General features: G+C 57.0%; 7 protein-coding genes. 4 read left to right on the forward strand and 3 right to left on the reverse strand.

Annotated elements, in window-relative coordinates:
- The first annotated feature begins 32 nt into the window (after nucleotides 1-32).
- Complete coding sequence (locus tag GDV60_RS06175; RefSeq protein WP_159906621.1) at nucleotides 33-4,058, forward strand: helix-turn-helix domain-containing protein; 4,026 nt, start codon at nucleotides 33-35, stop codon at nucleotides 4,056-4,058.
- Nucleotides 4,051-4,272, forward strand: coding sequence for a hypothetical protein (locus GDV60_RS06180; protein ID WP_159906623.1), 222 nt, complete (start codon nucleotides 4,051-4,053; stop codon nucleotides 4,270-4,272). The genes GDV60_RS06175 and GDV60_RS06180 overlap by 8 nt, the downstream gene beginning before the upstream one ends.
- 252 nt (nucleotides 4,273-4,524) lie before the next feature.
- Here the strand turns inward: GDV60_RS06180 and GDV60_RS06185 are convergent, their stop codons facing one another.
- The 3 genes from GDV60_RS06185 to treR form a co-directional block, all read right to left on the reverse strand.
- Nucleotides 4,525-4,836 carry a hypothetical protein gene (locus tag GDV60_RS06185; protein ID WP_092233844.1) on the reverse strand — a complete coding sequence of 104 codons (312 nt, stop codon included), beginning with the start codon at nucleotides 4,834-4,836 and terminating at the stop codon, nucleotides 4,525-4,527.
- A 117-nt stretch (nucleotides 4,837-4,953) separates the two neighbouring features.
- Complete coding sequence (locus GDV60_RS06190; protein WP_159906625.1) at nucleotides 4,954-8,031, reverse strand: membrane-targeted effector domain-containing toxin; 3,078 nt, start codon at nucleotides 8,029-8,031, stop codon at nucleotides 4,954-4,956.
- Nucleotides 8,032-8,096: 65 nt separating this feature from the next.
- Nucleotides 8,097-8,801: a trehalose operon repressor gene (treR, locus tag GDV60_RS06195; protein WP_029298502.1), complete on the reverse strand. Its 705-nt coding sequence runs from the start codon at nucleotides 8,799-8,801 to the stop codon at nucleotides 8,097-8,099.
- A gap of 316 nt (nucleotides 8,802-9,117) precedes the next feature.
- Between treR and treP the strand changes: the two genes are divergently transcribed.
- Both treP and treC read left to right on the forward strand, forming a co-directional pair.
- Nucleotides 9,118-10,560, forward strand: coding sequence for a PTS system trehalose-specific EIIBC component (treP, locus tag GDV60_RS06200; protein WP_029298500.1), 1,443 nt, complete (start codon nucleotides 9,118-9,120; stop codon nucleotides 10,558-10,560).
- Nucleotides 10,561-10,680: 120 nt separating this feature from the next.
- Nucleotides 10,681-12,327: an alpha,alpha-phosphotrehalase gene (gene treC / locus GDV60_RS06205; protein ID WP_159906627.1), complete on the forward strand. Its 1,647-nt coding sequence runs from the start codon at nucleotides 10,681-10,683 to the stop codon at nucleotides 12,325-12,327.
- The last annotated feature ends 114 nt before the right edge of the window (nucleotides 12,328-12,441 follow it).

Raw genomic sequence — 12,441 nt, forward strand, 5'->3', positions numbered from 1 at the left:
CACACTTAGTGTGTTTTATAGTGAGTGGAGAGATGAGCGTGGCCAAATATCCCGAGTTAGCGGTGCTGCTCGTCTCTCTTCGGAAGGCGAAAGGATGGAAGCAGAAAGACTTTGCTACACGCGTGGGCTCTACTCAGCAAACGATAAGTCGTTGGGAGCAAGGGCGATCGCGTCCGAGGGCTAAGGAGCTGTCGAATCTAGCTACCATCCTCGACGCAGATTTGACCACTTTGACGGTTGCGGCTGAGTACGCGACTTCGGAATCTAGCAGCAGCCAGCCTGAAGGCGCACCGACATACGACGTTCCTCTCCCACTGCACTCCCTGCGTCCGGACAGCTTTGAGAATTTCAGCGCTGACTTCTTGGTTCGGTATTACCGTAATCGTGGTGGGGTGGTAAACCGCTTCGGCGGTACTGGCAGCAAACAGCACGGCATTGACATCGAGGTGCGTGGAAAGACCTTCGGGGTACATACATTCCAGTGCAAACGTGTTGAGGAGTTCGGGGAGCAGAAGGTCCACCGCGCGGTGGCTGAGCAAACATATGTTTCAGATCTCAAGATTCTGCTGCTCTCAAATATTGCTAGTCCAAAAGCGCGTGTTGCAATTGCGCAGTACCAGGACTGGCAGATGTGGGATCGGATAGATATATCTGCAAAATTTCGTGAGCTATCAATGGTTGACCGGAAGGATTTGGTCGATATTTATTTCCGCGGCCAGCGTCAAGCTCTCCTAGGGGAGACTGAGTCAGGGCCGTTTCAAAAGCCGGAAGATTTTTTTAAGGGCTTTACTGATCGAAATCGTTTCTTCAACCACGCTTGGTCGCTGGTTGGTAGAGAGGAGGAGCTCGACAAGTTGATCGAATGCGTTAGCGATGACAACTTGCTAGTCACGATGCTTTTGGGCGCACCCGGCAACGGGAAGACTCGAATACTGCGAGAAGTCGTTGAGAGGGTGCGCGAAAATCGAGCCGATCTTGCGATTCTTTTCGTGTCTCCAACGGAGGACGTCAAGGCTCAGCATTTAGCGGAACTGGGCAGGGGTAAGAAGCTGCTGATTATTGATGATGCTCATGATCGCGACGATCTCTCTCAGTTGATGCGGTTTGCGACAGTGACGGAGAATGAAACCAAGCTGCTGATATCTCTGCGATCATATGGGCGGGCGATGGTACGCAGCCAAGCGTCGCTGGTTGCGATGGATAGTCCGCAGGTAGCGACCGTTGAAATGAGGGCGCGAACCAAGCAGGATGCCACTGTGCTTGCCACCCAAGTACTTAATGCCTGCGATGGACCGCTAGAGACGGCGGAGCTTATCGCGGAGTTGACCTACGCTACGCCACTCGTAACGGTATTAGCTGCTCAAATTGTCGCCAAGGAGAACGTGCCACCTGCTTTGATTGGCAACAGCGAAGATTTCCAAGAACACGTACTTTCCAGGCTTGAAGATATTATTGCTGGCAGGATCGTGACGGGACAGGATGTGCCCAAACTTCAAGCTGTTTTACGTATGGTGGCATTGCTGCAACCTGTAGTTTTTGATGACCCAGCTTTCCTCAGAATCCTAAGGGAGGTCGAGGGCCTAGAGCATGAGGATGCGCAGCGCCTTCTTCGTCTTCTAAGTGAGGGAGGTGTCCTCTTCAAGCGTGGTCTTCGGCACCGTTTGGCCCCCGACCTGATGGCTGATTCAATTATCCAGCGCAATTTTATAGGTGTCTGCGGGGCAGTAACTCCAAAAGTTGAGCACGCCTTCAAGCTAGCCGACGCGGAATATCTGAAACATCTCCTCGTCAATCTCGGCCGCCTCGACTGGCGCTTGCGCAATGGGGATACCGAGGGCAGCACATTGCTTTCCAGTATTGTGCGTAAGCTTCAATGGCACGCGGAGTATCACAATCCGCATATCCAAGCCGTCGAGGCGGTAGCTTACTATCAGCCACGTTTGGCATTGAACTTCGCTGAGAGACTTATTGAAGAAGGTCATGGTGACCACGGCGGCGTATGCGGAATGATTCGGAATGCAGTTTTTAACCCAGAGGTTCTGGAGGATGGATGCATGCTGCTGTGGCGAGCGGGACGTGATGATTCTCGTGCGCTGAACTCCCAACCGAATCACGGAATTCGAATTCTCAGAGAACTAGCTGAGTTTGAACCAAATAAGCCTGTCGCCTATGTGAAGCAAGTAGTGGATTTTGCCATCGAACTCCTGAATCGCCCTGTATCTTTGACTGGCTTTCACACGCCGTTCACCATATTGGAGGGCGCTTTAAAGACAGAAATGCAGGAGGTAACCTCGAGCAACCGCAATTTAACTATTACTCGATATCGGCTTGATTTTGAGCTCGCTAAGGCGGTTAGGGCGCGAGTAGTCGATGTGATAGTGAACTCCATCAAGACCGGCTCACCGCGTAAAGCATTCCTTGCGGCGTGTTTACTTGCTGAAGCGCTTCGCGGTCCTATGCATGATGGCGAAGATCATGAGGCATGGGATATCGCTCACGCTGAATTGCTCGAACTAGCGCATCGTGCGCTGGATAATACCGAGGTTCATCCTGTAGCTGTGGTTCAGGCAGGCATATCGGTAAGCTGGCATGCTTTTTATAGCAACAGGTCAGAGTGCCGCTCCAAGGCGCGAGACATAATCAAATTATCGGCTCGTGACCTCCCTACCCGTTTGGTCAGGCTGGTTGGAGACGCCTGGGGGCATCAAACGTGGGATAGTGACGAGTCGTTTGAGCGTAAGGATTACGAGGCTGAAATTCGCAATCTGATTGTGGACCTCGCAACTGAGTTTCCTAAAGGACTGGATTTATACAGATTTTTGAATCATTGGCTCTGCGAGATAGACCGAGTTACCAATGGAGGGTGGGGAAGCCCGCACGTTTTAGTTAGTCGTTTGCTAAAAGACCGGCCAGATGTGTCCACAGTAGTTCTGGCCATGCAGTCAGAGGGCGATTCGCCTTTGAACAATTTTTCAGGGGCTGCGTTAGCAGTTCTCATGGCGGAACAGAATCGCTATACGCTAATGAGTGAAATATTGGAGGCTGACTCTGCGCGCGCGTGGGAGATGGTTTCCGAAGCGTATGCCCTTCAGGCCGAGAATTTCTACGCTGATGCCGATCTGCCAATCCTACGGCGTATTTTTTGTTCGAATGAGCCTTCAGTTTTACGCAACGCTGCAGCAATTGCGCGCCAGGTTGCTCGACGTAACCCTGCACTAGCCGTGGAGCTAATCTGCACCACCAACTTGGTTGCCTGCCCTCCTGCTACGCATGAATTCTTCATGTTACTAGCTCATCGCGGCACCCTTGCTGCAGGTAGCATAAGCTCTGATCAATTCCGGATTTTGCTGGTGGCTCTGGGGCAACTGCCAGAACTGGATGATCACTGGGTAGTAAGATTCCTCAAGCAAGCTGTTGAGACAGTCCCCGCCGACGTAGTGGAGATGCTGAAGGGTAGATTGCAATTAGCAGGCCGTAGTCTGGGGTACAGATCAATGCGCATGGGCCGCAGTGGCTCCGGGCTTGGGTTACTTTCTCATCCAGACGGGCAGAGATTGCTGCAGGAACTTCTGGCATGGGCTGTTGATTGCCAGAACGATGGGAAGTTGGGCATGGATATAGGAACCTGCATTACGGGGCTCTGCGGTAAGTATGGTCCTCAAGTGCTGGGTTCACTGCTGGACGTTTTAAAGGGTGGGGGCCAAGCTCACGTGAACGTTGTAGCGAGCACGTTGCGATGTGCCCATCAGTCGTTTGTGATTGATGAGACTCCGTATATTCGAGAGCTATTGAGTCAGGCTGAACTCGTCAGCGATAAGGCAGTAAAGGACATTTCTTCAGCGTTATGGGCGTCCGCCGTCTCCGGTGGGCGAAGTGGGCTAGCTGGTGAGCCTTTCAAGGAAGATGTGGTATTAAAGGACTATGCAGAGACGATTCTGAAAGGGATGAGCAGAATGGATCCTGCTTATAAGCTTTACAACTGGTTGTTCCAACACTCCAAGGAAAACATTGAGAGGCAGGCAGACGAGAATAGGGCTATGGAGCTAGATGATGAGTAGCATCCTCGGGTATATGGGCATCTACAAAACAGGGGCGATGGTGAAGGACCGTGGTCACGATGAGGCAATGGCAGAGCTTTTCCGGGCTAATCCGGCGTACGCGGCTGAGCTGCTGGCCGAGGTTGTTTGTGATGATGATGCGGAAGAGTTAGCCATCCTAGAGCGGCAGCTATCGGCAGCCGTTGCCACGAGAGAGGCTAATCCCGCTTTTTGAATGTTTTACTTAGCATGGCATTTTTCATGGCTGTTAAATTAAAGTATTCATTAACTGTCTGATTTGTATAGATTTATTTTGATAATTGATAATAGAGTGGGAATGATTGGACGTCCGGGACTGACCGGCACCCAATAGCAAAAAGTACCCAGAAGCCCGCGTAATTGCGGGCTTTTGGCTTTTTGGCTCCCCAGGCTCGCCGATGATGGCGGTCGAGGAGGCGCAACTGCCCTGCTGCGATGCCGTACTGGATTACCGGCGGCCTTCGCACACCGGCGATTCACCGATGCGACCTTCCTTGCACAGGTCAATGTTATCGGTGCGCTTGAAACCTGCGTCTTTCATGCAATAAAACCGCGTGAGCACCTGGTCAATCGGCGTCGTGTCTCCCGTCCCTACCAGGTTGGTATAGCCGCATGCGGTCATAGCGTTTTTGACGCCCTTTTCAGACACCCCGACCTTTTTCCAATTGGTAAATTCTGGCGGCGGCGGTTGAAAGCCTCTGCCCGTGCAGCCAACCAATGTCACGGCGCAAACACTCAGTAACAGGCTCCTCGTGAGCATGGTGTTTTCCCTTATGGTTTGACGTGGATAAAGTGTGAGACACCGTTCGACAACAAACAGCCGGTTGCTCAGCAAAAAAACCTGGCCTCGGCCAGGTTTTTTACTCCGTTGAACGACTCAGCGTGGCAGCCTGCTTTGCAAGCTCAACCCGGTGTTGGTGATCGCGGCGGATAGTTGGTCTAGCGTGGGGAAATGCACCTGGTGCACCAGCGGCCAGGTAGGGCGCTCGATTACGAAGCCGCCGTCGGCCAGTCGGGTGATGGGCGTGATGACGATGCCTAGATCCCGACTACGGTGAAACAGCCTGTACGAACCTTGCGTCTCATCGATCAGGTACATGCCTTTGCGAAACAGCAATTGCCGGTTTTGCAGCTCCGTGCGCTGCACGGGCGGTGCCTCGACCTGTACCCGCAGGTCGGCATGCAGGGTATTGAAGGGGACGCTCATGTGTTCGTCCGGTTCCATCGTGTCGTGATCCACCGGCGTGCCTGGATCTACCCGTATATCGTGGCCTTCCCCTGGGTACACCTCCTCAATACGCACTCCCATCCCGCCCTCCAGCTCACTGATGCCGGCCAGCTCCCTGAACGTGTTGGTGCTGGTCGGCGCGGTCATCACCAGCCATTTGCCGCCACCGTTCAAGGCTTTGTCGGCGTTGATAATCCGGTGGGCCAGGTAGTTGCGCGCCATTTGCGCCGAGCGGTCGACCAGCGGGTCTGTGTATTTGTAGTGCGCGGCGCAGTCGATGGCCTGCAAGCGAATGCCGTTGCTCCTGGCTGCCTTGATCAGTTGCAGTTCGTTGAATTGTCCTGCGGGGTCGGTGCTCATCGCCTCCAGGCTGTCTTGCAGGTCTTGTGACATTGACCCGCTCTGGAAGTAGCGATTGAGGTCGTCCTGGGCAAAGTCGTTGAGCAGACGCCGCATGTACAGGGTCCTGACGCCCTTGCGCGCGAGCAGGGGGATGTTCTCGATGATCAGGCGCGTACTGGTGATGCGGTCCAGGGTTTCGCCGATAACCAGCCCGGGCAGGTCGTGCGGCAGTTGTTCTATCAGTTCGCTGAATGAGGTTTGCGGGGGCACGATGGGAACGCTCGGGCGCGGCGGCAAGCGACTCCAGGAGAGTTCGCGGTAGAAGGCTTTGGCCGAGTCCAGCAGCCTGGTGTGGGTGTGGCCGAAGTAGAAATTGTAGCGATCGAGGTTCAGGAAGCGGCTGTCGATATGGATTTCAAGGATCCCCAGCGCCCATTCCTTCAAGTCGTGGCGGATCGATGGGCGCGCGTCGAACTCGGTGGTTACCCTGCCAATCGCACTCGATGTTCCAGGCTCGGGGGCACTGGCATCGGCCACCGGTTTGACCTTGACCTTGACCTTGACCTTGACCTTGGCCGCCTTGCTGGAGTTGCCGCCTCCGCCCTTCAAGCCGCGGCTGCCAGATACGGGCTCCCACTCATCCAGTGCGTTCAAGCGCACCGGTACCGTTGCGGTGAATCCATGCGGGTTGGCCGGGTCGACAATGACCCAGTAACCCGGGCCATTCAGGTCACTTTCGTAGCGCACGTAGTAGGCCATGTCGTTCATCAGGATGGCGTGTTGAGGCATGCCATTTGAGGTTTTCAGGGTGTAGACCTGAAAGAACTTGCCCGGCGTGGTGTTAGGGGGCGCGCCTTCGAGAATCAGGTTGGCCTCGTAATGGGCCGGCACCATCAGCTTGGGTTCCACTACCTCCAGGACCGTAGCGGGCGGTGGGGCGAGTGGCTCCACCGGTGCTGGGGCAAAACGCTCCGGGGTCTCGACGATTTCCGGCAGTACCCCGTCGGCTTTCAACAGGCTCAGGTTGAACAGGGTGTCGATGGCACTGAAAACCGCTCCTTGTTGGCCTGCGCGGCGCTCGGCCAGGGTTTTGCCATTGATCGCCTGGTCGATATTAAGCCCCAGGTTGGCCGTGCTGGCGCCGAGTACCACCAGGGCCACCGGCCCGCCGACCACAGCCATCGGGCCGAAGACTTTACTGAAGGCGTTCAGGTAGCCGATCCACAGTTTCTTGCGCAGGTCGCCGTTGCTGTGCAGGCAGAAGTCGGCGTCATTTTGCATGCGCGCCTTGCTGGCCTGGGCGAGCCAAGTGAACGCATCGCCGTCGATGGTCGTGTCCGCCTGGTTGATCAGGTGGTGATTCCACTGGCCCCAGGTCACGAACAGCTGATCGATGTTCGCATTGAGCCCCTTGTCCACCCAGTCGGCTGGCAGTGTGCCGGTCAGGGCCTGGGCGGTGCGATAGATCAGGATCGGCGTCAGCAGCATCTGTTTCCAGGTCACCGCATCGGTGTCGTCTTGTTGGATCTGCGCCGAGAGCGGGAAGTGGGTCATGAACTGTGCGCGGTTATCCGGATGATTGGTTTGGCACAACAACCAGAAATGCAGGTCAGCCGGTGTGCTGAAGCAATGAAAGGCTTGGGCTTGGCCGGGCACATAGAGGATTTGCCGACCATCGTGGTCGATGATGCGCAGGATATCGCTGGCAACATGCCCGCCAATGTCCAGCGCCGCCAACCTAAGGCCTGGCATGGCAGGGGCGCTGGCTTGCAGGTTGGATAAGGTCGGGGGCCAGTCCAGGCCGTTGGCGACGGCCTTGATCACGTTCTGGAACTGCACCTCGGTCAACTGGTCGGCCTGCCGGGCTTGCAGGGCGCTGGCGAGGAAATTGACCTTGCACAGGGTCCGGAAGTCGTCTTGATGTGTGTGCCAGAAGCTGTCCGTGCGGGTGCTGTAGCGGTCGCTGAAGTTGATGTCCCAGAAGTCGTTGAGCACGGCTCTGGCAGACAGGCGCACCTCGTTGCGGTGATCAAAAACCCGTGCTTCGGGGCCCACGCTGTAGAAGCCGCCGTCACCGTCGAGCAGGTCCGCGTTGTCCTGATCGTGAAGGCTGAAACGGTGAATCACCAGTTGCGGCAGGGTCATGGACTCCAAGGGTTTCTCGTTGTGGATCCAGCCGGTAAATGCCTGGCCGTCACCAATGCCGCCTTTGAATCGATGCCAGTACACGTGGTCGGGGTCCAGGCCCGCGAGGTCGTGCCTGGCGAGAATCTCGCGGGCTGTGTCGGTTGCCATCGCCTGCATGTTCGGGCACGCGTCGAGCACTATAGGTGCCAGGGCCTTGAGCTGGCGCTGGGCGGCGGGGGATGTATCGATCATCGGCATGTCGTTCTCCTGGGGCTAGAGAGAAAAAGCATGCCGGGGTTGTTGTGGGGGGCAGGGGTAGATAGTTAGCGCCGCGCAATATCCGAAAAGTAAAACTTATCCAATGTATGCCGCGACTCGGTGTACTCGAACTGCCGCCCATCCTGCAAAAACGTCTGGTTACTCACCACAATCACATGGCTCTGGCCGTCGAGGTCCAGGTGCGCCTGGTCGTCCTTGCTGCGGGGCAGGGCTTCGATGGTGCGCTGGGCGTAGCTGATCTGCAGTTGCAGCGTCTGCTCGATAAACGCGTAGATCGACTGTTCGGCAATCGTCTGGTCCAGGCCCGGGATCAGGTCTGCGACGAAGTGGTTGATGTCGAGGATCACCCGTTTGCCGCCGATGCGCCGCACTCGCTTGATGCGCGTGATCAGGGTGCCGGGCTCGGCCTCGATATGCTGCTGCAGGGAGCCTTCCAGGGGCAATTGAGTGAATTCGACCACTTCGGTGCGTACGTCATCGCCCAGGTCGGCGTGGGTTTCGTGGAAGCTGACGATACCGCCCAGTTGGAACTCAATCGGGTTGGGCGACAGCACGAAGGTGCCCTTGCCATGGATCTTTTGCGCGAACCCACGCTCCTGCAATTGCTCGATGGCCCGACGCACGGTGCCACGGCTGGCCTGGTAGGCGTCCATCAATTCGGTTTCAGAGGGAAGGCGCGTGCCGCGTTGCAGGCGTTCGGTGGTGATGCTGGCAAGCAGATCCGTATAGATCTGGTTGTATTTGCTCATGGGGATGGCTCTGTGCCCGACTTGATCATTCAAGGCAGGAACCTTAGAGGCAGAGGTGGAGTTTGTCCATTGGACCCTCGGATATCGCCAATCCCTGTAGGAGCGAGCTCGCTCGCGAAAAACGTCAACGATAACGCGAAAAACCAGACACCCCGCGCTGCCCTCAGGTTCTTCGCGAGCAAGCTCGCTCCTACAAAAGAGGTCATCGGATATTTTTGTAACTCGTACAGACGAGTTGTTGCTTTAACTCGTCTGTACGAGTACTTTTGCCCTCGGCGTGCTGCCAATAACAAAAATCTAAAGTGGAAGAACAAGCATGAGCCACGACTATTCCAACATTGCCCGCGAGATCCTCGAACATCTGGGGGGCAGCGACAACCTTGAGCAAGCGGCCCACTGCGTGACGCGCCTGCGCCTGGCGCTCAAGGACCCAAGCCTGGTCAACGCCAGTGCATTGAACCAGGTCGATCTGGTCAAAGGCTCGTTCTTCACCGGCGGCCTGTTCCAGGTCGTCATCGGCCCTGGCGAAGTAGAAAAGGTCTACGCCGCCCTGCGCGAACAGACCGGCCTTGCCGCCGCCACCATCGCCGATGTGAAGAAGAAGGGCGCCGACAAGACCAACGCCCTGCAGCGCCTGGTTCGTGTGTTCTCCGACGTGTTCATGCCGATCCTGCCGGCGCTGATCATTGCCGGCCTGCTGATGGGCATCAACAACCTGATGGGCGCCAAAGGCATGTTCATCGAGGGCCAGACTTTGCTGGAGGCCTATCCGAACCTGGATGGCCTGTGGAGCCTGATCAACCTGATGGCCAACACCTCGTTCGTGTTCCTGCCGGCGTTGGTGGGCTGGTCGGCGGCCAAGCGCTTTGGCGGCAGTGAAATCCTCGGCATCGTACTCGGCCTGATGCTGGTGCACCCGGACCTGCTCAACGCCTGGAACTACGGCAAGGCAGTGGCCGGGCTCGACGGCCAGAGCCTGCCGTACTTCGATATTTTTGGCTGGTTCCAGATCGAGAAAGTGGGCTATCAGGGCCAGATCCTGCCGATCCTCATGGCCGCCTATGTCATGAGCGTGATTGAGAAGTGGCTGCGGGCGCGCGTGCCCAATGCCATCCAATTGCTCGTGGTGCCGATCACCACCATCGTCGTCACCGGCGTGCTGGCCCTGGCGATCATCGGCCCGGTCACCCGTCACCTCGGCATCCTGATCACCGAAGGCGTCGTCACGTTATTCGACCTGGCGCCGATGGTCGGCGGGGCGATTTTCGGCCTGCTGTATGCGCCGCTCGTGATCACCGGCATGCACCACATGTTCCTCGCCGTGGACCTGCAACTGATCTCGACCCAGGGCGGCACATTTATCTGGCCGATGATCGTCATGTCTAACCTGGCCCAGGGCAGTGCCGCGCTCGGAGTGTTCTATATGAGCCGCAATGCACGGGACAAAAGCATGGCCTCGACCTCGGCGATTTCTGCCTACTTCGGCATCACTGAACCGGCGATGTTCGGGGTGAACCTGCGCTTCAAGTTCCCGTTCTATGCCGCGTTGCTCGGCTCGGCGCTGGGCAGCATTTTCCTCTCGCTGAACAAGGTCCAGGCCTCGGCCATCGGCGTCGGTGGTTTGCCTGGGTTTATCTCGATCATCCCGCAGTACATCCCAAGCTTCGTCATCGGGATGGTCATCGCGATTGTGGTGCCGTTTGTTTTGACCTGTGGGTTGAGCATGAAGATCGTGCGGCCTGGATACCGGGTCGCCTGAACTACCGCCTTCGCGAGCAAGCCCGCTCCCACATTTGAAATGCGTTCCCCCTTGTGGGAGCGGGCTTGCCCGCGATGAGGCCCGCAAGGCCAGCACATAACTCTACTGAAGGAACCCACCATGCAAGACTGGCAACACTCGGTGATCTACCAGATCTACCCAAAAAGCTTCCACAGCCATGCGGGTAACGCCACCGGTGACCTGCTGGGCATCGTGGACAAACTCGATTACCTCCAATGGCTGGGTGTCGATTGCCTGTGGATCACCCCGTTCCTGCGCTCACCCCAGCGCGACAACGGCTACGACATCAGCGACTACTACGCCATCGATCCCAGCTACGGGACCATGGCCGACTGCGACCTGCTGATCGGCGAAGCCGCCAAGCGCGGGATCAAGCTGATGCTCGACATCGTAGTCAACCACACCTCCATCGAGCACGAATGGTTCCAGCAGGCACGCAGCAGCCTCGACAACCCGTACCGCGACTTCTACATCTGGCGCGACCAGCCGAACAACTGGGAGTCCAAGTTCGGCGGCTCGGCCTGGGAATACGAGGCGCAGACCGGCCAGTACTTCCTGCACCTGTTCGACCACACCCAGGCCGACCTCAATTGGGACAACCCCAAGGTGCGCGCCGAAGTCTACAAACTCATGTGCTTCTGGCGTGACAAAGGCGTGGGCGGTTTCCGCCTGGATGTAATCAACCTGATTTCCAAGCCGGCGGACTTTCCCGAAGACAACAGCGATGGCCGGCGCTTCTACACCGATGGTCCGCACGTGCATGAGTACTTGCAGGAAATGCACCGCGAAGTGTTCGAAGGCCACGACCTGATCAACGTTGGCGAGATGTCATCCACCAGCCTTGAGCACTGCATTCGCTACTCGCGCCCGGAGTCGAAAGAGCTGTCGATGACCTTCAACTTTCATCATCTGAAAGTGGATTACCCCAACCTGCAAAAATGGGTGCGCGCCGACTTCGACTTCCTGCAACTCAAGCAGATTCTCTCTGACTGGCAACTGGGCATGCAGGCCGGTGGCGGGTGGAATGCGCTGTTCTGGTGTAACCATGACCAGCCGCGGGTGGTCTCGCGATTTGGTGATGACGGCGAGTACCGCGTGGTCTCGGCCAAGATGCTCGCCACCGCCTTGCACTTTCTGCAGGGCACGCCGTTTGTGTACCAGGGCGAAGAGCTGGGCATGACCAATCCGGGGTTCGACCAGATCGGGCAGTACCGCGATGTCGAGACCCTGAACATCTACCGCCTCAAGCGCGAAGCGGGCGAGTCGCAAGCGTCAAGCATGGCCGCCATCATGCAAAAGTCCCGGGATAACGGGCGTACGCCGATGCAATGGAACGGCCAGGCAAATGCCGGCTTCAGCAGCGGTGAACCGTGGATTGGCATCCCGGCCAATGCGGCGCAGATCAATGTGCAGAGCCAGTTGGATGACCTGGATTCGGTGCTGCATCACTACCGGGCGCTGATCGCCTTGCGTCGCCTTGAGCCGCTGATCCAGCAGGGCGTGTACCGCCAACTGCTGTGCGATCACGCCAAAGTCTGGGCGTATCTGCGTGAAGGCCATGGCGAGCGCCTGCTGGTGCTGAACAACTTCTACGGCCAGCCCTGCGAGATACAACTGCCTGGCCAAGTGATCAGCGCGGCGAGCGCGCAACGGCTGCTGATCAGCAACTACCCCGACTGCCCGGTGCGCACCGACAGCATCACCTTGCGCCCATACGAGTCTTTTGTGCTGCACCTGACCGACTGACATTCCCCTTTTTGTAGGCGCGAGCTTGCTCGCGAAAAACTTCAAAGCGCCGCGTGCATCCGCAATGCCCACGTCACCGTTGACGATTTTCGCGAGCAAGCTCGCTCCTACAGA

Source organism: Pseudomonas sp. DTU12.1 (assembly GCF_009873475.1).
Lineage (GTDB): Bacteria > Pseudomonadota > Gammaproteobacteria > Pseudomonadales > Pseudomonadaceae > Aquipseudomonas > Aquipseudomonas proteolytica.